Consider the following 23,231-nt stretch of genomic DNA (forward strand, 5'->3'; position numbering starts at 1 on the left):
TCCTCCCCCCCCCCCCCCGTGCGCGCCCGCCGCCGGCCCCCCCCCCCCCCGCCGCAGCGCACGTACGGGTGCGCTACAGCCAGGCCGCGAACTCCAACAGCAGCTCGCCGCGCTGGCGGTCGCCCACGGCCGCCTCCCGCACCCCGGCGTCCACCGCCCGGAACAGCGTCCAGTCGCGCAGCCGCCCCCGGTCCACCTCCAGGGAGTCGGCCAGCTTGGCCATCCGGCGGCGGACCGCGGCGGCCGCACCCGACCCGGCCACCAGGTCCTCGAAGCGGTCCAGCACCAGCGCCGCCAGGTCGTACGCCCGCTCGCCGACCACCGGGGACGGGCCGATCGCCAGCCACGGCGCCCGCTCACCGGCCAGCACCTTGCCCTGGCGGAACGCCCCGTGCAGCAGGAACTGCTCCTCCGAAGCGGCCGCCAGATCACGGCGCAGCTCCTGGGCCTCCGTCACCAGCGGACCGGCTGCCCGGGTCAGCCCACCGACCGTCCCCAGCGCCTCCACGTCCTCCTCGGTACGCCCGGCCAGGGTCTCGAACGGATGGTCCGCCGGCGGCTCCACCCACAGGCGGCGCACCGTACCGGCCGCCTCCAGAAGGGCCTTGGCCTCCGGCAGCGAGCGCAGCGACACCCCGCTCTGCAGCCGCTCCAGCAACAGCGCACCGCTCGCCGCGTCGGCCCGCAGCAGCCGTACCGCGCCCCAGCCGTTCCAGGCCGCGAGCGCCGCCGCCTCGTGCCCGGCACGGCGGCCCGGCACCGGCAACTTCAGCGCCGCCGGCGTACCGTCCACCTGCCGTACGAGCGCCAGCAGACTGCTGCGGCCACCGGGGGCGTGCACCCGCTCCAGCGTCAGCTCCCAGTCGTCCAGCCGCTGCTGAACCAGCGTCGGCAGCGCGTCGAGCCACTTCCGTACCGGGCTGTCCGGGTCGCCGCTCACCGAACTCACCAAACGCTGCGGCGGTTCGATGGGTGCCGTTGCCATGCCTGCGCTGTCCCTTTCCTGGGGCCTTTCCGGGGTGGTGACCGCCGGTCGTTCAGAGCGCGCCCGCGGACGCGCTCGCGGAGCCGGACGGAGCGGCGGCCGAAGCCCGCTCCGTGAGCCCAGGGAAGGCTACGCCGCCGCCGCGCCAGCGCACCGCCCGCACCGCCGCCTCCCGCAGCGCGGCGGCCGCCTCCCGCCGCCGGGCCCGGCCACCGGCCCGTACGAGGTCCGCGTAGACGGCGGCCAGCCGGTCCTCCAGTTCCGCCGCCAGCCGCGCCGCGGCGGCCGGGTCGGGCACCGGGAACGGCAGTTCGTACGCGGCCGCCGCGGCCGCGGGCGTGCCGCCCAGCGCCAGCACTTCGCGGCGCAGCGCGTCCCGGCGGGCGCGGTGGGCGTCGTAGGCGGCCTGTGCCTCGGTGCGCCGGTCGCGGGAGATCCGGCCGCCGACCACGCCGTAGCCGTAGACCGCGGCGTGCTCGGCGGCCAGCGCCGCCTGCACGGCGGTCAGCTCCGCGCGGCCGTCGTCGCTCCGCTCGTCGCTCTTCTTCCGGGAGGTCATCGGGGCGGCTCCGTCAGCAGATAGGCGTGCGCCGCGCCGGCCGCGGCCACCGAGGCGAGCAGCCGGGCCAGTTCGGGCGGCGCGGTCAGCAGCGCGGTGGTCCGGTTGTCGGCGAGCTTGCGTTCCGCGGCGGCCAGGGCGCCCTGCGCGGCCTTCTCGTCCCCGGGCACCGGGGGCGCGCCTGCCTTGTGCGGGCGGCCCCGGCGGGCGGAGCCGGCGGGGGAGGGGGCGGCGTCCCCGGTCGTGAACGCCTGGACGTGCCGGGCCACTTCGGAGCGCAGCGGGCGCAGCCTCGGCTCCAGCGCCGGGTGGGCGGCGAGCGTCGCGTCGTAGCGCGCCAGCAGCGCCGTACTGTCGTGGGCCGCGGCCGTGCGCAGCCGGTCGGCGGCGGAGGAGTGCTCGTCCCGGTCGGGGGAGACGTCCTCGGAGCAGCCGGTGAGCAGCGCCGCGCCCCCCAGGGCGGCGCCGGCCAGCAGGGTCCTTCTGCGTGTGAGCGCCACTTTCGGCACGTTGCACTTCCCGGGGTCTTCCGTCGTGATCACCGCAGGCGAGAGTATCCGTGACCACCCACCGAATCGTCAGTACCCCGCCGGAACCGATAGGCTTTGATCCGACACGCGATCCACCCACAACAGCACACGCGGCCGAGGAGTCACCCGGATGAGCACCACCCAGAGCGAGAGGCTGCGCGGACTGCTTGAACCGCTCGTCGCCGCGCGAGACCTGGATCTGGAAGAGATCGAGGTGACACCGGCCGGGAAGCGCCGGGTGCTGCGGATCGTGGTCGATTCCGACGAGGGCGTCCAGCTGGACGAGTGCGCCGAGCTGAGCCGCGAGGCGTCCGTGGTCCTGGACGACACCGACGTGATGGGCGGCGCGCCCTACACCCTTGAGGTGACCTCCCCGGGCGCCGACCGCCCGCTGACCGAGCTGCGCCACTACCGCCGCGCCCTCGGCCGCCTCATCAAGGCCCAACTCACCGAAGCCGCAGGGTCCGGGGAGCTGATCGCCCGGATCACCGGCGTCGACGACGACGGCCTCGATCTGGAGGTGCCGGGCGTGAAGGGGCGCAAGCCGACGGCCCGCCGGGTCTTGTTCGACGAGATCGCCAAGGCGCGCGTCGAGCTGGAATTCAGCCGGAAGCCCGAGAAGCCCGAGACGGCGGACAAGCGCGACGCGCAGCACGAAGAGAAGATCGACGAGAACGACGAGAACAAGGAGGAGGCGTAGCCGTGGACATCGACATGAGTGCCCTGCGGGGGCTGGTGCGGGAGAAGGAGATCTCGTTCGACCTGCTGGTCGAGGCGATCGAGTCGGCCCTCCTCATCGCTTACCACCGCACCGAGGGCAGCCGCCGGCGGGCGCGGGTGGAGCTGGACCGCAGCACCGGCCATGTGACGGTGTGGGCGAAGGAGGACCCCGAGGACCTGGAGGAGGGTGCCGAGCCGCGCGAGTTCGACGACACCCCGTCCGGCTTCGGGCGGATCGCGGCGACCACCGCCAAGCAGGTCATCCTGCAGCGGCTGCGGGACGCCGAGGAGGAGATCACGTTCGGCGAGTACGCCGGGCGGGAGGGCGACGTCGTCACCGGCGTCGTCCAGCAGGGCAAGGACCCCAAGAACGTCCTGGTCGACATCGGCAAGCTGGAGGCCATCCTGCCGGTGCAGGAACAGGTCCCCGGTGAGGAGTACACCCACGGCACCCGGCTGCGGTCGTACGTCGTCCGGGTGGTCAAGGGTGTGCGCGGCCCGTCGGTGACGCTGTCGCGCACCCACCCCAACCTGGTGAAGAAGCTCTTCGCCATGGAGGTGCCGGAGATCGCGGACGGTTCGGTGGAGATCGCCGCCATCGCCCGCGAGGCCGGACACCGTACGAAGATCGCCGTGCGCTCGACGCGGTCGGGGCTGAACGCCAAGGGTGCGTGCATCGGCCCCATGGGCGGGCGGGTGCGGGCCGTGATGGCCGAGCTCAACGGCGAGAAGATCGACATCGTGGACTGGTCGGACGACCCCGCCGACCTGGTCGCCAACGCGCTGTCGCCGGCCCGGGTCAGCAAGGTCGAGGTCGTGGACCTGGCGGCGCGTTCCGCCCGGGTCACCGTCCCCGATTACCAGCTGTCACTGGCCATCGGCAAGGAAGGGCAGAATGCCCGTCTGGCGGCCCGGCTCACCGGATGGCGGATCGACATCCGGCCGGACACCGAGCACGCGTCGCACGCCGGGGATCACACGTCGTAGCCGCCGGAGCCGCGGCCCACGGAAAAATTGGTGGCGCCGCGGCCCTCCGACGGGAATTCTGAGCAACCGTTCGGCCCTTACCCCATCGGGGTGCGGTCGACGCGGGGAGGTAGACTTAAGCAGTGTCTGGCCGGACGCATGCCCGCGCATGCCCTGAGCGCACATGTCTGGGATGCCGGGAGCGGGCGGCCAAGGGCGATTTGCTGCGCATCGTGGAGATCGAGGGCGAGTGTGCCCCTGATCCTCGCGGTACGCTGCCCGGCCGGGGTGCATACGTGCATCCGACACTGGTCTGCCTCGACCTGGCGGTCCGCCGCCGGGCGTTTCCCCGGGCCTTTCGGGGCCGGGGGCCGTTCGACACGACGGACGTGCGTCGGTTCCTCGAACGGCACGCCGGTTGAAGCCGCCCACTGCAACACCGCACAGCAAGAACGCACAGCGCACGGAAAACCGTGCGGTCAGGTACCTCGCGAGTCGGAAGTAGGTCGAGATTGCGATGAGCACTCGATGAGTACGCGATGAGTACGCCCATGAAGTAGCGACGGTCCGGTGGACACCCCGGACCTAGAAGGAGCGAAGTGGCTAAGGTCCGGGTATACGAACTCGCCAAGGAGTTCGGCGTGGAGAGCAAGGTCGTCATGGCCAAGCTCCAAGAACTTGGTGAATTCGTCCGTTCGGCGTCCTCGACGATCGAGGCGCCGGTTGTTCGCAAGCTGACCGACGCTTTCCAGGCAGGCAGCGGCAATGGCCGCGCCGCCGGGAAGCCCGCGGCGCCGCGCAAGTCGGCCCCCGCGAAGCCGTCGGCGCCCTCTCCGGCGCAGGCGGCTCGTCCTGCTGCCCCGAAGCCGGGTGCCCCCAAGCCGGGCCCCGCGGCCCCGGCTCCGGCCGCCTCCGAGGCGCCGGCCCCCGCGGCCCCCAAGAGCACCACCCCGGCTCCCGGCCCGCGCCCCTCCCCGGCGCGCCCGGCAGCCCCCAAGCCTGCTCCGGCCGCGCCCGCGCAGCCCGAGTTCCAGGCGCCCCCGGCCGCCCCGTCGGCCCCCCGTCCCGGTGCCACCCCCGGCCCGCGCCCGGCCCGTCCGGCGCCCGGCGGCGGTCAGGGTGGTCAGGGCCGTGGCAACGCCCCGCGTCCCGGCGGCGAGCGTCCGGCCGCGCGGCCCGGCGGCCGTCCGTCCGGCCCGCGTCCGGGTAACAACCCCTTCACCTCCGGTGGCTCCACGGGCATGGCCCGTCCGCAGGCCCCCCGTCCCGGTGGCGCGCCGCGTCCCGGTGGCCAGGGTGGTCCCGGCGGACCGCGTCCGCAGGGCGGCGGCCAGGGCGGCCCCCGTCCCCAGGGCCAGGGCGGCGCGCGTCCGACCCCCGGTGGTATGCCCCGTCCGCAGGGTGCCGCGCCCGGCGCCGGCCCGCGTCCCGGCGGTGGCGGCGGTAACCGCCCGAACCCGGGCATGATGCCGCAGCGTCCGGCTGCCGGCCCGCGTCCCGGCCCCGGTGGCGGCGGTCGCGGTCCCGGCGGTGCCGGTCGTCCCGGCGGCGGCGGTCGTCCCGGTGGCGGCGGCTTCGCCGGTCGTCCCGGTGGTGGCGGCGGCGGTCGTCCCGGTGCGGGCGGCGGCTTCGCCGGTCGTCCCGGTGGCGGTGGCCCCGGCGGCGGTGGCGGCGGCTTCGGCGGTCGTCCCGGCTTCGGTGGCCGTCCCGGCGGTCCCGGTGGCCGTGGTGGCACGCAGGGTGCGTTCGGCCGTCCCGGCGGTCCGGCGCGTCGCGGCCGCAAGTCGAAGCGGCAGCGCCGTCAGGAGTACGAGGCCATGCAGGCCCCGTCGGTCGGCGGCATCATGCTGCCGCGCGGCAACGGCGCGACGGTTCGGCTGTCGCGCGGTGCCTCGCTGACGGACTTCGCCGAGAAGATCAACGCCAACCCGGCGTCGCTGGTCCAGGTCATGCTCAACCTGGGCGAGATGGTCACGGCCACGCAGTCGGTCTCCGACGAGACGCTGCAGCTGCTCGCCGACGAGATGAACTACATCGTCGAGATCGTCAGCCCGGAGGAGGAGGACCGCGAGCTGCTCGAGTCCTTCGACATCGAGTTCGGCGAGAACGAGGGCGGCGAGGAGATGCTCGTCTCCCGTCCGCCGGTGGTGACCGTCATGGGTCACGTCGACCACGGTAAGACCCGACTGCTCGACGCGATCCGCAAGACGAACGTCATCGCGGGCGAGGCCGGCGGCATCACCCAGCACATCGGTGCCTACCAGGTCGCGACCGAGGTCAACGACGAAGAGCGGCGCATCACCTTCATTGACACCCCCGGTCACGAGGCGTTCACCGCCATGCGTGCCCGTGGTGCCAAGTCGACCGACATCGCGATCCTCGTGGTGGCGGCCAACGACGGTGTCATGCCGCAGACGATCGAGGCCCTGAACCACGCCAAGGCGGCCGACGTGCCGATCGTGGTCGCGGTCAACAAGATCGACGTCGAGGGCGCCGACCCGACCAAGGTGCGCGGTCAGCTGACCGAGTACGGCCTGGTGGCCGAGGAGTACGGCGGCGACACCATGTTCGTCGACATCTCCGCCAAGCAGGGGCTCAACATCGAGTCGCTGCTGGAGGCCGTGGTCCTCACCGCGGACGCCGCGCTCGACCTGCGGGCCAACGCCGAGCAGGACGCGCAGGGTATTGCGATCGAGGCCCACCTCGACCGCGGCCGCGGCGCCGTGGCCACCGTCCTCGTCCAGCGCGGTACCCTCCGCGTCGGTGACACGATGGTCGCCGGTGACGCGTACGGCCGGGTCCGTGCGATGTTCGACGACAAGGGCAACAACGTCGAGGAAGCGGGTCCGTCGACCCCCGTCCTGGTCCTGGGTCTGACCAACGTCCCGGGCGCCGGCGACAACTTCCTGGTCGTCGACGAGGACCGCACGGCCCGCCAGATCGCCGAGAAGCGCGCGGCGCGCGAGCGCAACGCGGCCTTCGCCAAGCGCACCCGCCGGGTCTCCCTGGAGGACCTGGACAAGGTGCTCAAGGCCGGCGAGGTCCAGCAGCTCAACCTCATCATCAAGGGTGACGCTTCTGGTTCCGTCGAGGCCCTGGAGTCCTCGCTGCTCCAGCTCGACGTCGGCGAAGAGGTCGACATCCGGGTGCTGCACCGCGGCGTCGGTGCGGTCACGGAGACCGACATCAACCTGGCGTCCGGCTCCGACGCGATCGTCATCGGCTTCAACGTGCGGGCCGAGGGCCGCGCCACGCAGATGGCCGAGCGCGAGGGCGTCGACGTGCGCTACTACTCGGTCATCTACCAGGCGATCGAGGAGATCGAGGCGGCCCTCAAGGGCATGCTCAAGCCGGAGTACGAAGAGGTCGAGCTCGGTACGGCGGAGATCCGCGAGGTCTTCAAGTCGTCCAAGCTGGGCAACATCGCGGGTGTTCTCATCCGCTCCGGCGAGGTCAAGCGCAACACCAAGGCGCGCCTCATCCGCGACGGCAAGGTGGTCGCGGAGAACCTCAACATCGACGGTCTGCGTCGCTTCAAGGACGACGTCACCGAGATCCGCGAAGGCTTCGAGGGCGGTATCAACCTCGGGAACTTCAACGACATCAAGGTCGACGACGTCATCGCGACGTACGAGATGCGCGAGAAGCCCCGCGGCTGATCACGCAGCGACCTTTCGGGGCCGGTCGGCGGAAGAAACTCCGTCGATCGGCCCCGGCCGTTGCGTGTACGGTTCGAACTGACACGCACACCCCCGGCCCATGCCGGGAGGTGCCCCCAAGGCCCCACGGGTGGCTTGACCCGGCTTGCATGTACGTAGGGACGCTGTCCTTCGACCTGCTTCTCGGCGACGTACGGTCGCTGAAGGAGAAGCGCTCCGTCGTCCGCCCGATCGTCTCCGAACTCCACCGCAAATTCGCGGTGAGCGTGGCGGAGGTCGGGGACCAGGATCTGTACCGCAGGGCCACCATCGGCCTGGCGGTGGTGTCCGGGGACGTCGGGCACCTCACCGATGTCATGGACCGCTGCGAGCGCCTGGTCGCCGCACGGCCCGAAGTGGAGCTGCTGTCGGTACGCCGACGGCTGCACGGCGACGAGGACTGACCTGATGACGGGGCAGGTCGCCGCCGGTGGAAGCACAATTGTGGAAGAAAAGAAGGAGACGGACCAGTGGCCGACAATGCGCGGGCGAAGAAGCTGGCGGACCTCATCCGGGAGGTGGTCGCCCAGAAGCTGCAGCGCGGCATCAAGGACCCGCGGCTCGGCTCACACGTGACCATCACGGACACCCGGGTCACCGGCGACCTGCGGGAGGCTACGGTCTTCTACACGGTCTACGGCGACGACGAGGACCGGGCCAGCGCCGCCGCCGGGCTGGAGAGCGCCAAGGGCATGCTGCGCTCCGCGGTCGGTGCCGCGGCCGGCACGAAGTTCACGCCGACCCTGGCGTTCGTCGCGGACGCCCTGCCGGAGAACGCCAAGACCATCGAGGACCTCCTCGACAAGGCACGGGCCTCGGACGCCAAGGTCCGGGAGGCCTCCTCGGGCGCCAAGTACGCCGGCGAGGCCGATCCGTACCGCAAGCCCGGCGACGACGAGGATGACGAGGGCACCGCGTAAGAATGAAGCGTGAGAGCAACAAGCCGGGCGGCCTGATCATCGTCGACAAGCCGGCCGGCTTCACTTCGCACGACGTGGTGGCGAAGATGCGCGGTATGGCCCGCACCCGCAGGGTCGGCCATGCCGGCACCCTCGACCCGATGGCCACCGGCGTGCTCGTCCTCGGCCTGGAGCGGGCCACCAAGCTCCTCGGCCACCTGGCGCTGACGGAGAAGGAGTACGTCGGCACCATCAGGCTGGGCCAGACCACGGTCACCGATGACGCCGAGGGCGAGATCACCGCGTCCAAGGCGGCGCACGGCCTCGCCCGCGAGGCCATCGACGCCGGGGTCGCGCGGCTGTCCGGCGCGATCATGCAGGTGCCGTCCAAGGTCAGCGCCATCAAGATCAACGGCAAGCGGTCGTACTCCCGGGTGCGTGAGGGCGAGGACGTGGAGATCCCGGCCCGCCCGGTCACCGTCTCCTCGTTCGTGGTGCACTCCGCGCACGAGACCGAGGCGGACGACGGTACGCCGGTGACCGACCTGCTGGTCTCCGTCGAGTGCTCCTCCGGTACGTACATCCGTGCCCTGGCCCGCGACCTGGGCTCCGGGCTCGGCGTCGGCGGCCATCTGACCGCGCTGCGCCGCACCCGCGTGGGGCCGTACAAGCTGGACCGGGCGCAGACCCTGGAGCAGTTGCAGGCGGCGGTGGACGCCCCCGAGGGCGGCGGGCTGCCGATCATGCCGGTCGGTGAGGCGGCGGACGCGGCCTTCACCCGCTGGGACGTCACCGAGGCACAGGCCCGGTTGCTGCTCAACGGCGCGCGGATCGCGATGCCGCGCTTCGAGGCCGACGGGCCGGTCGCGGCCTTCGGGCCCGACGGGCGGTTCCTGGCGCTGGTGGAGAACCAGGGCGGGAAGGCCAAGAGCCTGGCGGTCTTCGCCATCTGACCCTGGAAGGCCGACCGGAATCCCGGTATCCGGGAGAGCCGGAAACCCGGCTTCCGGGAGGGGTGGTGGAACGCGGGCCGCCCGGCAGACACGGTGCCGGTCCGCGCTCCACCATCCCCCTCCTCTTGATCTCTGTCCAGCGCACCTCGGGCATTCACTCATTCGGTCAGGCGCTCGGAGTGAATCAAGGCGCGGACGGGGGCGCGTTCGCCGCACACCCCGCCAGGACGATCACGGCCTGCTTACCGTTCCAAGGACGGTACCGGCGGGAAGGATCGGCAATGGCATTGCTGGATGCCGATGCGGACACCGCACTGGTGCGGATCCGCGATCTGGCAGGTCACACGCGCGGAACGGGTTTCCTCGCGGACCACGAGGGCACGGTGGTCACCAGCCACGAGGCGGTGGACGGCGCGGCCGGACTGGTGCTCCAGCCCATGCGGCCGGTCACGGCCACCGGCGCGGCGGCCACCGCCTGGGCCCGCCCGGTGGAGCCGAGCGCCATCAACCCTCTCCCCGGTAGCGGCCTCGCGCTCATCAGGACCACCGGCTTCCGCCCGGACCGGCTCCGCCCCCTGCCGATCGGCACGGCCCGGCCGGACGCCGGCGCCCCGGCCCGGCTCTGGACGGGCGGCTGGCTGGACGGCACGGTCGTCGGCCCCGCCTCCGGCGTCACGTACACCGCCGGCGAGCGCGTCCACCACCTCGACCACATCCTGGAGCTGGCACTGTGCGCGGGCGGCCGGGAGGCCCTGCGGCTGGGCGGGCCCGCGATCGGCGGGCCGGTGCTCGACGGCCGGACCGGTGTGGTGCTCGGCGTCCTCGGCAGCGCACTGCACGCCGGCCGACGGGCCGGCGGCTTCGCCGTCCCGCTGCGCGCGGTCGCCGAGGCCGCACCCAGGGGCCCGCTGGCCGCCCTGCTGGCGCGCAACGCGGCGACCGTCCCCGCGTACGGCAGCGAACTGAATCCCGCCGGGGTGCTGCGGCTCACGGCCGTCTCCGCGGGCCCGTCCACCGCCGGCCCGGGCCCCGAACCGGTCGAACGTCCCGAAGTGCAGGGGGAGTTGACCCGCTTCACGGAGACGGCGGCGTACGGGGCGTCGGGGGCGCACGTGCTGGCTCTGGTGGGTGGCCCGGGCACCGGGCGGAGCACGGAGCTGGCCCGGCTGGCGGCGCGCCGGGCGGCCGGCGGGCCGCCGGCCCCCACGGTCCGGCTGCGCGGCGCCGACCTGCGGGCCGGCGACGAGGGCCTGCGCACCGCGGTGGGGCGCGCGCTGCGCTCCGCGGGCCGGACCCTCGTCGGCTCGGGACGTACGGCCGGCGATCCGACGGACGCCACCCCCGAGACCGTCGCCGCACTCGCCGTCGGCACCGGCCGCCCGCTGCTGGTGCTCCTCGACGGCCCGGAGGAGATGCCGGCCGCCCTGGCCCGGCACGAGCGGCTGGCCGAGTGGACCGCCGCGACGGTCCACTGGCTGCGCACCGCCCGCGTCCAGCTGGTCATCGCCTGCCGCCCCGCCTACTGGGAAGGAGCCGGAGCGCTCTTCCCGCCGGGGCTGCTGCACCGGCCGCGGCCGGGCGGTGCGGCGCCCGCCCTCCCCGACTGTGTGGCGATCGGCGACCTCCCCAAGAGGGCGGCGGAGCGCGCCCGGGAACGCTATGGCCTGCCGCCCGGCGCCCCGGCCGCCCCGGACGCCCGCCACCCGCTGACGCTGCGGCTGCTGGCAGAGGTGTGGGAGGAACTGGCCGGGGGCGGTGACCGGGCCGGGGCCGAACGCGGGGCCGGAGAGTCGGGCGGGAAGCCGGGTGGTGCGTCGGCCGGGGAGTTGTGCGGGGAGTCGCTCGGCGCACCGGACCGCCACCAGGTCTTCGACGCCTATCTGGACCTGATGTCGCTGCGGATCGCCGTACGCATCGCCGACGGTTACCGGCCCGCGCCGCGTGGCACCGCGGTGCGCAGGCTGGCCGCCCAGGTCGCCGGTCAGGTGCACGAGGCGGCCCGCCGCTGCCTCGCGTCCGTGGAGGGCGCGTTGGAGCGTCCGTCCTTCGAGGAGGTCTTCCCGGTCCGGGCCGGCTGGTCCGCCGCGGTGCTCGCCGAGGGCCTGCTGGTGCCGGCCGGCCCCGGATACCGCTTCGCCCACGACGAGTTCGGCGAATGGCTGCAGGGCGCCCACGTCGATCTCGACCTGCTGACCGTCCCCGGCCACCGCCCCGCCCCGGTCGTCGAGGCCCTCCTCCGGCTCGCCCGGCAGGCGGGGCGGGTCCAACTCGCCTTCCGGCTGGCGGAGTTGGTGCCGGCGGCGACGGCGACAGCGACGGCGGCGGCGATGGCCACGGCGGACGGCGAGGGTCTGCTCGGGGTGTCCCGCGGAGGCGGCCTGCTCCCGGGCCCGCGGGAGGACGTACCGCAGACCCCGCTGCTTACGTGCGGCGGTGACTCCAACTCCGGGGACGACGACGCCGGGAACGGCGGCTCTTGCGACTGCGACTCTTGCGGCGGGCACTCTTACGGCGGCCCCTCCTACGGCGGCCCCTCTTACGGCTGCGGCTCTTGGGCCTGCGGCTCTTGCGGCGGGCTGTCGGCGGACCTTACGGACGAAGGGGCGGAGCCGACTGTCCTGGGGGGCGAGCCGGAGCTGGAGTCGTGGCCGGGTCCGGGGCCGGGTGCGTTGGGGGAGGGGGCTGCGGTTGCGGCGTCACGGGCCGTGGGTGGCCCCCGGTGGGCCCGGCAGCTGCTGGCCGGCGTCCTGCTCAAGCTCCCCGACGCCGGGCCGTACACCGGCGTGCTGCGGCTGCTGGCCGACCGGATCGCCGAACGATCGCTGCGCGCGGGCGGATTCGCGCACACCGGACTGGACGCGTTCGGGCCGTGGTTCTGGGAGCGGCTGGCACTGGCGGACAAGGACCGGCTGGACTTGCTGCGGCGGCTGGTGCCGGCGGACGGGCGGGTGGCCGACGGAGCGGTGGGCCCACCGGCGCGCTTTCTGGACGCCGCGGTGGGGATGCTCCGCACCGACCCGCAGCGCGTCCAGCCCCTCCTCTGCTCGTGGTTCGACGACACCCGCCTCCTGGGCGCGGGACTGTCGAACCGCCCGGCCCACGGCCCCGTACCCCCGCCCCGGGCTTCCGCGCCGTTGCCGCCCGACCCAACGCCCCTGCCGGCCCCCTCCACACCGGCGCCGCGCGAGATCACCGTGGCGGCCGCCGCGCAGGCCCTGCTGTACGCCCACCGCCGGCGGGCACCCGATGCGCTCACCGAGGCGCTGGTGGCCACCGCGAACCCCAGGGGAGACGAGCTGCTCGGCGCGCTCGCCGAGGACGAGCCGTCGACGGTCTGCCGGGCCGTCGCCCGCTGGGCCCACGACCCCTCCCCCCGCCGCCGGGCGGCCGCCGCGTCCTACGGCCTGCGCGCCGCGCCCCACGCCCGTACCGAGGCCGACCGCGCCCTGCTCCGTCAGGCGGCGCTCGACCTGCTCTCCGGGCCACAGGGCACGGCGTACGAGATGCGGTCCGAACCGAGGGGCGAAGCGAGGGGGGAAGCGAAGGAGGAAGCGAAGGGCGAGCTACTCGCCGGACCGCTCGACGAACCCTGGACCGGTTCGGCGCTGGCGCTTCTGGTGGGCGACCCGGTCAGCCGCCCCCGCTACCTGGCCCGGGCGCTGGCCCGCTTCGTCGCGGGAGACCCGCAGCTGCCGCCCACGGCGTTCGCGGGTGCGCTGGCCGAGCACCCCGTGCCGGTGCTGGCCGCCTTCCGGGCCCGGCTCGTCGGGGGCGAAGGCCCACCGGTCGCCGCGGCCCTGCTGCGGCTCCTCGCCGGGCTCGACGCGCCCGGGACCGCCGCCCGTGCCGCCTCGCTCGTCCGGGACTACGCCCGGCGCAGCCCGGACCGCGCCGCGCGCCCGGTCGCGGAATTCGTCGCCCATCGCCTGGAGCGCGGACCGGCCGCCCGCGCCGCGCTGCGTCCGTTCGTCGGTGAGCTGATCACCGACTGCGCGGCGCCGGTCCGGTGCGCGCTGGCCGACGTGCTGGCGGAGGGCGGTTCCGGCGCCTCGGAGGCGCTGCGCGGTGACCTGCTGGAGGCCCTGCTGGCGCAGGAGGAACAGGAGAGGGGCCCGTACGGCTTGGGCCAGGGCGAGCACGGCGCCGCCGCCGACACCAGCGTCCTCGAAGCGCTGCTCCGGGCTGCCGCCGAGGGCTGCGCACGGCGGCCCGCGGAGCGCACCCGTGACCTGGTGCGGCGCACCGGCGCGCTGCTGGCCCGTACGCCGGGCGGCGCGGCCGGCTTCGAGCGGCAGCTGGCGGAGCTCGGCCGCCGAACGCCCGGCTTCGCCCGCCGGCTCCGGGGTGGGGCGGCGGATCCGGCGGGTACCGCCGCGGCGAGGGGAGCCCGCCCCCGTACGACCGCTGCCGGGGGTCGGGGCGGGTGAGGGGACCGGCGGGCGGGGCCGGGGTGCAGGCACCGGCCTCTTGGTCGGATGCCGCCGCGGTCGTCTTAGTCGGCTGCCTACGGTCGGGCACCCGCAGGCAGCCTCCGCAGGCGCCCGCAAGCCCCCGCAGGTGGCCGCAGTGGTCCGCAGGCAGCCAAGGCTGGGCACCCGCGGTTTGGCGTTCGCGGTCAGGTGTCCGTGAGACGGAGACCGGGTACCCGGCCCGGGGCGGAGCCGGTGTGGTGCTGCCATGAAGATCCACCGGGCGGTCGCCGGTGACCCTTCGCGCGAAGCACCACCCGGGGCATGGCAGTCTTAGACCTGCGCCATGCCGACGTGGCGCAGTGGACTGACAAGAGTTCGGGCGAGGAGCGGGCAGAGTGCAGCGCTGGCGTGGCTTGGAGGACATCCCCGAGGGTTGGGGACGCAGCGTCGTCACCATCGGCTCGTACGACGGTGTGCACCGCGGCCACCAATTGATCATCGGCAAGGCCGTCGCGCGCGCCCGTGAGCTGGGGATCCCGGCGGTGGTCGTCACCTTCGACCCGCACCCGAGCGAGGTCGTACGGCCCGGGACCCACCCGCCGCTGCTGGCACCGCACCACCGGCGTGCGGAGCTGATGACCGAGCTGGGGGTGGACGCGGTCCTGGTGCTGCCGTTCACCAAGGAGTTCTCGAAGCTGTCGCCGGCCGACTTCGTGGTCAAGGTGCTGGTCGACAAGTTGCACGCACAGGTCGTCGTCGAGGGACCCAACTTCCGGTTCGGCCACAAGGCGACCGGCAACGTCGAGGCCCTCGCCGAACTCGGGACCACCTACGACTACACCGTCGAGGTCGTCGACCTCTTCGAGCGCGGGGAGGCGGGCGGCGGTGAGCCGTTCTCCTCCACGCTCGCCCGCCGGCTGGTCGCCGAGGGCGATGTGACCGGTGCGCGGGAGGTCCTGGGGCGGCCGCACCGCGTCGAGGGCGTCGTCGTCCGCGGTGCCCAGCGCGGCCGTGAGTTGGGCTTCCCGACGGCCAACGTCGAAACCCTGCCGCACACGGCGATCCCGGCCGACGGCGTCTACGCGGGGCTGCTGCAGGTCGAGGGCGAGGCGATGCCGGCGGCCATCTCGGTCGGCACCAACCCGCAGTTCGACGGCAAGGTCCGCACGGTCGAGGCGTACGCGATCGACCGCGTCGGGCTGGACCTGTACGGGCTGCACGTCGGGGTGGACTTCCTCGCCTACATCCGCGGCCAGGAGAAGTTCGACACCCTCGACGCCCTGCTGGACCGGATGGCGGTCGACGTGAAACTGGCCCGCGGCCTCATCGCCGACGCCGGCTGACTGGCGGGACTTGGCGCCCTGACGGGGCTTGGCGCCCTGGCGGGGTTTGGCGTCCTGGCGGGGCTTGGCCTCCTGACGGGGCTTGGCGCCGCAGCCGGTTGAGGTCTGAGGGCTCGCCGCGGCAGACCCCCGCCGACGGAGGTCCCCCGCCGATGGAGGTCCCCGCCGACGCAAGCCTTTCTCGTCGCCTTTCGGCCGAACCACTTTTTTCCCCGCCGCCCACCCCCCTTCGGGGGGTGGGCGGGTGTAGTGCTGCGGGTGCCGGGTGCCGGGTGCCGGGTGCCGGGTGCCGGGTGCCGTGTTGCCGGGACCGGGTGGTAGTGCTGCGGGTTGCCGGGGCTGGGTGGTAGTGCTGCGAGTGGCATGTTCCGGGCCCGGTGGTATTGCTGCGGGTGCCGTGTCCGGGCGGGTGTTGTGCTCCCTGCAGGGCTTCCCGGCAGCGCTGCGGCGCATGCCAACTCGGCTGGAAGCAGGCGGAGTTCGACCGGGAATGGTTCACTCGTTCGGGTCGGCGTGCGGTATGGGCGTGACGGCTTCCGCGGAGTCGCAGCCCGCCGCGACGTACATGACCTTCATGACGCTCACAACGGTCATGACGCTCACAACGGTCATGACGCTACAAACGGTCACCACGTTCGCAACGCTCGCGACGTTCGCAACGCTCACGCCGTCCACGGAGCAGCCCCGCATCGCATGCCGGGCCGGCAGCCAGGCATGGCAAACGGGTCGGGGCCCGGCACCAACAAGGTGCCGGGCCCCGACCCGTATCGCTCGCTCTGCCCGTGCGCGTAGAGCGATACGCGCGCTACTGCGGAGGCGGCTGCTGCTGCCAGCCCGGGGCCAGGCCGGACTGGTCCGGCTGGGGGGCGTCCGGGGCGGGCTGTTGCTGCTGCCAGTGGGCCGGCGGCTGGGCGGGCTGCTGGGTCCAGCCGCCCTGCTGCGGCGGGTAACCGGCCGGCGGCTGGCCCTGCTGAGGGTGCTGTTGCGGCTGCGCCTGCTGTGGCTGTCCCTGTTGCGGGTGGCCCTGCTGGGCGGCGTACTGCTGCTGTTGCTGGGCGTACGGGTCGCCGCCCATCTGCTGCTGCGGGTACATCCCCTGCGCCTGCTGGGCCCGCGCGAAGTCCTCGGCCACCAGGGCGGAGAGGTTGAAGTACGCCTCGCGGGTCTTGGGCCGCATCATGTCGAGGTCGACCTCGGCACCGGCGGCGAGATGCTCGTCGAAGGGGACGACCACGACGCCGCGGCAACGGGTCTCGAAGTGCGACACGATGTCGTCGATCTTGATCATCTTGCCGGTCTCGCGCACACCGGAGATGACCGTGATGCCGCGCTGCACCAGGTCGGCGTAGCCGTGCGCGGAGAGCCAGTCCAGGGTCGTACTGGCACTGCTCGCACCGTCCACGGACGGGGTGGAGATGATGATCAACTGGTCGGCGAGGTCGAGGACTCCACGCATCGCGCTGTAGAGCAGACCGGTACCCGAGTCGGTGAGGATGATCGGGTACTGCTTGCCGAGGACGTCGATCGCCCGCCGGTAGTCGTCGTCGTTGAAGGTCGTCGAGACGGCCGGGTCGACGTCGTTGGCGAGGATCTCCAGACCCGACGGGGCCTGCGAGGTGAACCGGCGGATGTCCATGTAGCTGTGCAGATGCGGGATCGACTGCACCAGGTCACGGATGGTCGCACCGGTCTCGCGGCGCACCCGTCGGCCGAGCGTGCCGGCGTCCGGGTTGGCGTCGATCGCGAGGATCTTGTCCTGCCGCTCGGAGGCGAGCGTGGAGCCCAGCGCAGTGGTGGTCGTCGTCTTGCCGACGCCGCCCTTGAGGCTGATCACCGCGATCCGGTAGCAGGACATCACCGGCGTACGGATCAGCTCCAGCTTGCGCTGCCGCTCCTCCTGCTCCTTCTTCGCGCCCAGCTTGAACTTCGACGGCTGCGCGTTGGCGCCCGGCTTGCGCTTCTTGGGCTGGTTGCGCAGCAGCCGGTCGGAGGTCAGCTCGACCGCTGCGCTGTATCCGAGCGGAGCGCCGGGAGCCGCCCGCTGCGGCTGCTGCTGGCCGGGCTGTGAGTACGTCGCGTAGTTCGCCGCGGCGTTGGGGTCCGCCTGCTGGCCGGGCAGCGGCTGATACGGCGTCTGCTGGCCCTGCTGGCCCTGCTGAGCCTGCTGCTGTGCCTGGGCGGCCTGCTGTGCCTGGGCCGCCTGCTGGGCCGCCTGGTGCGGGTCGTATCCGGCCTGCTGCTGGCCCTGCTGGGGGTAGCCCTGGGCCGCGGTCTGCGGGTAGCCGTAAGCGGGCTGCTGCGCGGCCGCGTTGGGGTGCTGCTGCGGCTGGCCCTGCTGCGGATAGCCGTACGCGGGCTGCGGATAGCCGTAGGCGCCCTGCTGCTGCGCGGGCTGGCCCTGCTGGGGGTAACCGGCCTGCTGGGGCTGGGCCTGCTGCGGGTAAGCGGCCTGCTGCTGTGCCTGGGCGGCCTGCTGTGCCTGGGCCGCCTGCTGTGCCTGGGCCGCCTGCTGGGCCGCCTGGTGCGGGTCGTATCCGGCTTGCTGCTGGCCCTGCGGGGGCACGCCCTGCTGCGGCTGCTGGCCCTGCTGGGCCGGCTGCTGCTGACCGGCCTGGGCCTGGGCCATGCGCGGGTCGGCCGGCTGGAACTCCGGCGGCAGCGGCGGCAGTCCACCCTGGCCGGGGACGCCCTGCCCGGGCACGGCCTGGCTCGGGACACCCTGCTGCTGACCGTCCGTCGCGGCGCCCCACGGAGCGCCCTGCTGCGGCACACCCTGCTGCTGCGGAGCACCCTGCGGCCCGCCCTGCTGGGGCTGACCGGGCGGACCCTGCTGAGCCTGCGGCTGGCCCTGCGCGCCTGCGCCCTGCATGCCTGCGCCCTGTACGGGTGCGCCCTGCGGCTGCGCCTGCTGCGGCACCGGCGACTGGCCCGCCTGCGCGCCCTGAGCGGCAGCGTCGGGAGCGGACTGGACCGGCTGGGCCGGCGGGGCCTGCTGTGCCGGGGGAGCGGCCGCCGCGGCCTGGGCGGCGCCCTCGGCCGGGGAGTTGGGGGCCACGGCCTCCGGTTGCGGTGCCGGGGCGGCGGCCGCGTGCTCCGTCCCGGGCGTCGCCGCGGCCTCCGGCTCGGTGTCGTCCTCGTCGTCGTCCCAGAGGGAGGCCGACGGGTCGACGCCCGTGCCGGAACGCTTGTTGCCGCCGTCGGACGCGTCGTTCGCGGCCGGCGCGGGCTCCGCGGCAGCCTCCGGCGCGACCGGGGCAGCAGCGGCGGCCGGCGCGGCGCCGTCCGCGCCCTGCGGCCGCAGCGTCGGGAAACCGGGTGGTGCGGCGTCCACGGCCGGTGCGCCCTGCTGCGGCAGGCCCGGCACCGGTGCGCCCTGAGACGGCCCGGTCAGCGGCTGACCGGTCGGGGGACCGGGCGGCGCCGTTGCGGGCGGAGTGGTGGGCGAAGGCGCAGGAGAAGCCGCGGCACCGGCGCCACCACTGGTGTCGTTGCTCGCGTACCAGGCCGGCGCGGCAAAGTCGATCTTGAACTCGCCGGTCAGGTCGAACTCGGACTGGTCGTCGTCAGGATCGTTTCCGTCCGGACGGAAAGCCTCCTGCTCGTTCACTGTGCCTCCTGGTGTACTGCAACGCACCTGAACGGCAGGACCGGATACAGGCGGATCGTTCGGGTGTAGCGGAAGTCGGAACACACCACCCGGGGTTGCGCCAACACTAACTGTCTCCATCCCCGTATCGACTGCCGTCGCGCTGTGCTCCTGCGGCTCTCCCACACAGCCTAATCAAGAGTCGGCCCATAACGGCAGTCGGTGCCATGTCGTCTTCAAGCCCTTCGGCACACCTACGGGCGCACCCGGCGATTACGCCTGTGGATGCGCCCGTGCGGCCGTGCCGAAGGTGTTTGTTCAGGTATCAGTCCATACGGCGCGGGCCGCCCAGCAGGTTGGTCTCCGCCTCCGTGGGCTGGGTCATGACGAATTGGTGACCACCGTCACGACGGCACCACAGCATGGCATTGTCGCTGAGCGTCGGCAGCACCGCGCCGACCTGCTCCGGCAGCCGCATGATGCGCGTCACGACCTCCGCCTCCTCCGGCGACAGCCGCTGCAGGCCGACGAGGTCGGCACGGCTGAGCATCTGCGGCGACCGCGGGCCGAGGAACGGCAGCACGGTCAGCACCGACTGCCAGGGGCTCGGGGCGAGCTGATTGCGCGGCGGCCGCGCACCCATGTCCCGTACGACCAGCACGGGGCTGGAAACCGACGGCCCCTGGGGCGCGATCTGGCGGACGTCATGGACGGACACGCACTGCTGGCCACCGCCCGCGCTCTGCGCCATCTGGCCCCAGGCGGGCGGCCGGGCGGTCTCGACCGCGACCCGGGCGCCGGTGGCGACCGTACGCAGCGCCAGCACCTGCGCCATCCACATGCTGCCGACGAGGACGACCTCCAGCGGGGTCGGGCGCAGCAGGCTGAGCACGGCGGGCTGGTTCTGCGGGTCGATGCCGATGATCACGCCGTCGTCGCCGACCGGCAGGGTCAGCGCGGCCAGCGACTCGGCGGTCAGCACATGCGGGCTGCGCCGCGGGCCGCGCAGGCCGTAACCGGGCCGGGGCCTGGGCCCGGACGGCCCGTTCTGCTCCTCCTCCGGACGCGGCTGGTGCGACAGCCGGCGACCGTCACCGCCACTGACACCCGCCGACAAAGGGGGATTGCGCCAGCCGTCGCTGCTGGTGTTGACGCGGGGCTGATACGTGGGCGAGGCCATCAGCGGGTACCTCCGAGGGGGAGCGTGGCCAGCAGGCCGGGCAGCTGTTCACGGTCGAGGCGGACCAGCCCGACCTTCGCGGAACCGGAACGGCGCTCCAACTCGTCCTGGGCGGCGGAGAGTTCGTTCTCGCTGCGGGTGGAGAGGCGGACGTAGCCCGAGATCGCCGGGGCGCGGCCGCCGCCGTGCGTGGCGGTCAGCGCGAACGTGCTGGCCATCGCCCTGGTGCTGGTCAGCAGCTGGGTGACGGCCGCCAACGGTGCGCCGCCCTGGCCCAGTTGGGGCCACCGGCCGATCCAGTACGTCGAGTGCCAGCGGTCGTCGCAGCGCATCGCCCGCGTGGTCTCCTGGGTACGCCGGACCGCCCGGCCGTCGCGGCCCATCGCGCCGTTGGCGGCCCGCGGGCTGACGCACACGGCCGTGCCGATCGAGGCCGTGACCTCGCGCTCGTTGAGCACCCTGGCCCGCACGCCGTGCGCGGTCAGCCGGCTGACGAGCTGGTCCGCGGCGCGCAGCAGCGAGCGCTTGGCGCCCTCCAGACCGCCGCCGCGGGCCTCGATGGCCTCCGAGCACAGCTCCGGGTCGAGCTTGAGGGCGATCCAGGTCAGCTGGATGGCCGGGGTCTGCGACTGCGCCTGCAGCGGGGCGTACGAGCGGGACGCCACGGCCTGTTCGGGCAGGTGCGGCGCCGGCGCGGGCTGGGTGTACTGCACGAACTGGACGGACTCCAGGTGGATGTCCTCGATGTCCAGGGCGGTGTGCAGCACCTCCAGCGGCAGCATGTGGCTGCCCCGCTGCGGCCGCAGCGGCTCGTCGCGCGCGTCCACCTGGACGATGGCCGTCAGGAACGTGCCGTCGCCGACGAAACCGATGGCCCGCTGATCGGCCTCGGTCGTGTACTCGTAGGTGCGCAGGGCCGGTTCGCACTCCACCACGGGGGCGATCGCCGGGTCGACGCCCTGGGTGGCCGCGAGCGCGGCGGTGCTGTTCTTGCTGCGGCGCTTCATCGCGCGCACGGTCGTGATCCACTCCGGCAGCGGGATCTTGCGCCGCCGGCCGAGCGCGAAGACGACCAGCACGGCCGCGACGACGGCGGCCGCGGTCAGCGCGGCCGGGTGGATCGACCAGCCCACCAGCACCAGTGCGGCGGCGAGTTCGATGATGGCCAGCTGCTGGACGCGGACACCGCCGATCGTGCCGGCCTGCTGGCGCAGCCGCGGTGCCACCGGGCCCGCCGGGCGGGCCGCGGAACTCCGGCCGCCATTTCCTCTGTTGCCCGAAGCTGTGCCGTTTTGGCCAGCATTTCCCGCGGATTGCGGTGCCCCGGAAGGCTGTTGCTGCTGTTGCCGCCCATTGCGGCGTCGAGCCCTGGTGGCGCTGGACATCCCCCGGCCTGCTCCTCTACTGGTGATGTGGGCCTCTAGGCGTATGGGCCGCCGCTGAGACTGGTGCGTTGGAAGGTGGCACCCGTACCGTACGGGTCGATCGACACACGGCATAGTAGAGGGCGCTACGGCGTGAGTGCCGGGGGCGGTTCGATGTGGATCCAACAGGCGGGGAGAGAAAGCAATAATGGCATCACGTCGGGACGAGCTGAATGCGTATTCGTTTGCCCGAAAGCGCACGAATGCGGCATTCCTGAAGCCGCTGCCGAACGGATCGATCGAGAGCGCCCCCAAGCCGCTCAAGGCGGTGGTGCCCAGCATGATCATGGGCGTCCTGATGCTCGTGGGATTCGGCGCGTGCGGCATTCTCAAGCCGGTGGCGCCGTCGGGGTGGGACAAGCCCCAGGCGAATCTGATCGTCGGAAGCGATTCCTCCACGCGTTATGTGGTTCTTCCCAACACCGACCTCAACGGCCACAAGCAGAATCTGCTGCACCCCGTGCTCAACCTCGCATCCGCGAAGCTTCTCCTCGACCCCGATAAGTACAGCGTGGTGAAGGTCCAGGAATCCGAGCTGGACGGGAAGATCACGCATGGTCCGGCGGTGGGTATCCCGTATGCACCCGATCGCCTCCCCACCCCCCAGGACGTCGACAAGCCGAAGGTATGGGCGGTGTGCGACCGGCCCGGTAGCGGCAAGAACAGCAAGCCTCAGCAGGCCGTCTTCGTTCTGAGCGGAAAGGACACGCAGCTCGTCGACGACCCGCGCAAGGGCAGGCTCGACGTTCACGAGGCCCTGTACGTCGAGGATCCCGACGGCAAGAGGTGGCTGGTGGACAACAACGGGACGGCCTTCCAGTTCGATTCCACACTGGGTGGGCACATCGCACCTCCCCAGGGGCCGGAGAAGACCAACAGGGACCTGGAGCGCATCATCTTCGGGGACTCCGTCGAGCCACAGAAGGTCTCTCCGGAGTTCATGGCCACGCTGATCAAGAGCCCGGTGCCGATCGCCATGCCCAGGATCACCGGTGCGGGTCAGCAGACCCCCGTCAAGGACGCGCCGGACAAGTACCGGACCGTCGGCACCGTGCTGCAGGCCGACGACTCGCCGCAGAAGTATGTCGTCATGGGCGACGGCGTCTACAAGGTGTCGAACTTCATCGCCAAGCTCCTTCTCCAGGGGCAGAACGCGCAAGACCTCAACAAGGACGGATCTGCGCTGACGCCCAAGACCGTCTCCACCACGAGCTTCACCCCGAAGACGGATGACTCCGGCCACGTGATGGACTTCATGGGCAAGATCCCGAACACCGATGTGCCCATGCCCTGGCCGGCGGACGAAGTCTCAGCCGCGAACAACTACAAGCAGGACTCCCAGACCGGTGGCCTGAACACCCCCACCGGCAACGGGGTGGCTTGCAGTGTCTACAAGGGCACCAACACCAAGTACCCGGGTGAGGCGAACAAGCTGCTGGGATTCCCGAACGGCGTGCCCAACATGCAGACTTGGGTCGGAAAGGACTATCCCGCCAAGATTGCTCCGGGCGCCAGCTCCTACGTCACCCCTGGCAGCGGCCTGCTCTACCGACAGGCGAGCACACCCTCCGCGAAGTTCGGGAGCCTCTTCCTGGTCACCGACACCGGGCTGCGGTACTCGATTCCGGAGAACAATGACGGTGGAAACAAGGCAGGTAAGGCAGACCAGGATCAGGGTCAGTCGCAGCTCCACCTCGGGTACAAGTCGGCCCACCCACCGCTGATCCTCAAGACCTGGTCCGAACTCCTCTCGGCCGGCCCTTCCCTGGATGTGCAGAGCGCCAAGAAGCCTCAGGCGTCCTGATCGCCGGATGCCGTACCGAATGCCGATGTACCGGTATCGGTGCGGCATCCGTCCGTAGGGCGGGCCGGACCAGATTCGCTTGCAATTCTCCACACGCCACACATTTCTCCATCTGACCGATAGCGCCTCATCTGCCCGAATTCCATGAACGGCACTGTTCTGGCCGGGAGTT

The 23,231-nt window shown here is 72.8% G+C and carries 16 protein-coding genes; 10 read left to right on the forward strand and 6 right to left on the reverse strand.

Features of this window, described 5'->3' with window-relative positions:
• Nucleotides 1-73 precede the first annotated feature (73 nt).
• From AB0E02_RS31175 to AB0E02_RS31185, 3 genes are read right to left on the reverse strand one after another with little or no spacing between them, the layout of a single operon-like run.
• Nucleotides 74-985: an aminoglycoside phosphotransferase family protein gene (locus AB0E02_RS31175; protein ID WP_362145450.1), complete on the reverse strand. Its 912-nt coding sequence runs from the start codon at nt 983-985 to the stop codon at nt 74-76.
• Nucleotides 986-1,037: 52 nt separating this feature from the next.
• A complete protein-coding gene (locus tag AB0E02_RS31180) occupies nt 1,038-1,544 on the reverse strand; it encodes a ferritin-like domain-containing protein (protein ID WP_362145453.1) in 507 nt (168 codons plus the stop codon).
• Nucleotides 1,541-2,044: a hypothetical protein gene (locus tag AB0E02_RS31185; protein ID WP_362145456.1), complete on the reverse strand. Its 504-nt coding sequence runs from the start codon at nt 2,042-2,044 to the stop codon at nt 1,541-1,543. Before AB0E02_RS31185 ends, AB0E02_RS31180 begins: the two co-directional genes overlap by 4 nt.
• 160 nt (nt 2,045-2,204) lie before the next feature.
• Between AB0E02_RS31185 and rimP the strand changes: the two genes are divergently transcribed.
• The 9 genes from rimP to AB0E02_RS31230 all read left to right on the forward strand — a co-directional run bounded on the left by rimP (nt 2,205) and on the right by AB0E02_RS31230 (nt 15,065).
• Nucleotides 2,205-2,774 carry a ribosome maturation factor RimP gene (gene rimP / locus AB0E02_RS31190; protein WP_362145459.1) on the forward strand — a complete coding sequence of 190 codons (570 nt, stop codon included), beginning with the start codon at nt 2,205-2,207 and terminating at the stop codon, nt 2,772-2,774.
• 2 nt (nt 2,775-2,776) lie between these two features.
• Nucleotides 2,777-3,781 carry a transcription termination factor NusA gene (gene nusA, locus AB0E02_RS31195; protein ID WP_362145462.1) on the forward strand — a complete coding sequence of 335 codons (1,005 nt, stop codon included), beginning with the start codon at nt 2,777-2,779 and terminating at the stop codon, nt 3,779-3,781.
• Between the two features lie 122 nt (nt 3,782-3,903).
• A complete protein-coding gene (locus tag AB0E02_RS31200; RefSeq protein ID WP_362145465.1) occupies nt 3,904-4,182 on the forward strand; it encodes a YlxR family protein in 279 nt (92 codons plus the stop codon).
• A 177-nt stretch (nt 4,183-4,359) separates the two neighbouring features.
• Nucleotides 4,360-7,419 carry a translation initiation factor IF-2 gene (infB, locus tag AB0E02_RS31205; protein WP_362145468.1) on the forward strand — a complete coding sequence of 1,020 codons (3,060 nt, stop codon included), beginning with the start codon at nt 4,360-4,362 and terminating at the stop codon, nt 7,417-7,419.
• A gap of 149 nt (nt 7,420-7,568) precedes the next feature.
• Complete coding sequence (locus tag AB0E02_RS31210; RefSeq protein ID WP_362145471.1) at nt 7,569-7,862, forward strand: DUF503 domain-containing protein; 294 nt, start codon at nt 7,569-7,571, stop codon at nt 7,860-7,862.
• Nucleotides 7,863-7,928: 66 nt separating this feature from the next.
• Nucleotides 7,929-8,378 (forward strand): 30S ribosome-binding factor RbfA, encoded by a 450-nt coding sequence (gene rbfA / locus AB0E02_RS31215; RefSeq protein ID WP_030414191.1) that lies wholly within the window; start codon nt 7,929-7,931, stop codon nt 8,376-8,378.
• A gap of 2 nt (nt 8,379-8,380) precedes the next feature.
• A complete protein-coding gene (truB, locus tag AB0E02_RS31220; RefSeq protein ID WP_362145475.1) occupies nt 8,381-9,310 on the forward strand; it encodes a tRNA pseudouridine(55) synthase TruB in 930 nt (309 codons plus the stop codon).
• 281 nt (nt 9,311-9,591) lie between these two features.
• Nucleotides 9,592-13,737: a hypothetical protein gene (locus AB0E02_RS31225; RefSeq protein WP_362145478.1), complete on the forward strand. Its 4,146-nt coding sequence runs from the start codon at nt 9,592-9,594 to the stop codon at nt 13,735-13,737.
• A gap of 380 nt (nt 13,738-14,117) precedes the next feature.
• Nucleotides 14,118-15,065 (forward strand): bifunctional riboflavin kinase/FAD synthetase, encoded by a 948-nt coding sequence (locus AB0E02_RS31230; protein ID WP_030802587.1) that lies wholly within the window; start codon nt 14,118-14,120, stop codon nt 15,063-15,065.
• An 805-nt stretch (nt 15,066-15,870) separates the two neighbouring features.
• On the opposite strand, the gene AB0E02_RS31235 is transcribed toward AB0E02_RS31230, so the two are convergent.
• The 3 genes from AB0E02_RS31235 to eccE form a co-directional block, all read right to left on the reverse strand.
• Nucleotides 15,871-18,672: an SCO5717 family growth-regulating ATPase gene (locus tag AB0E02_RS31235; protein WP_362145483.1), complete on the reverse strand. Its 2,802-nt coding sequence runs from the start codon at nt 18,670-18,672 to the stop codon at nt 15,871-15,873.
• Between the two features lie 304 nt (nt 18,673-18,976).
• Complete coding sequence (locus tag AB0E02_RS31240) at nt 18,977-19,831, reverse strand: hypothetical protein (RefSeq protein ID WP_362145486.1); 855 nt, start codon at nt 19,829-19,831, stop codon at nt 18,977-18,979.
• Nucleotides 19,831-21,057, reverse strand: coding sequence for a type VII secretion protein EccE (gene eccE / locus AB0E02_RS31245; protein WP_362145488.1), 1,227 nt, complete (start codon nt 21,055-21,057; stop codon nt 19,831-19,833). Before eccE ends, AB0E02_RS31240 begins: the two co-directional genes overlap by 1 nt.
• Nucleotides 21,058-21,403: 346 nt before the next feature.
• Here eccE and AB0E02_RS31250 point away from each other — a divergent pair, with 346 nt between their 5' ends.
• Nucleotides 21,404-23,059: a type VII secretion protein EccB gene (locus tag AB0E02_RS31250; protein ID WP_362145491.1), complete on the forward strand. Its 1,656-nt coding sequence runs from the start codon at nt 21,404-21,406 to the stop codon at nt 23,057-23,059.
• Nucleotides 23,060-23,231: the final 172 nt, after the last annotated feature.

It is taken from the genome of Streptomyces sp. NPDC048196, from assembly GCF_040652715.1.
Taxonomy (GTDB): Bacteria; Actinomycetota; Actinomycetes; order Streptomycetales; family Streptomycetaceae; genus Streptomyces; species Streptomyces siderophoricus.

What these genes read in the sequence shown, in the direction of transcription:
- AB0E02_RS31225 (WP_362145478.1), top strand. Translation starts at nt 9,592, where the DNA reads ATGGCATTGCTGGATGCCGATGCGGACACCGCACTGGTGCGGATCCGC.
- AB0E02_RS31175 (WP_362145450.1), bottom strand. Translation starts at nt 985, where the DNA reads ATGGCAACGGCACCCATCGAACCGCCGCAGCGTTTGGTGAGTTCGGTG.
- AB0E02_RS31180 (WP_362145453.1), bottom strand. Translation starts at nt 1,544, where the DNA reads ATGACCTCCCGGAAGAAGAGCGACGAGCGGAGCGACGACGGCCGCGCG.
- AB0E02_RS31210 (WP_362145471.1), top strand. Translation starts at nt 7,569, where the DNA reads ATGTACGTAGGGACGCTGTCCTTCGACCTGCTTCTCGGCGACGTACGG.
- AB0E02_RS31250 (WP_362145491.1), top strand. Translation starts at nt 21,404, where the DNA reads ATGGCATCACGTCGGGACGAGCTGAATGCGTATTCGTTTGCCCGAAAG.
- rimP (WP_362145459.1), top strand. Translation starts at nt 2,205, where the DNA reads ATGAGCACCACCCAGAGCGAGAGGCTGCGCGGACTGCTTGAACCGCTC.
- AB0E02_RS31240 (WP_362145486.1), bottom strand. Translation starts at nt 19,831, where the DNA reads ATGGCCTCGCCCACGTATCAGCCCCGCGTCAACACCAGCAGCGACGGC.
- truB (WP_362145475.1), top strand. Translation starts at nt 8,381, where the DNA reads ATGAAGCGTGAGAGCAACAAGCCGGGCGGCCTGATCATCGTCGACAAG.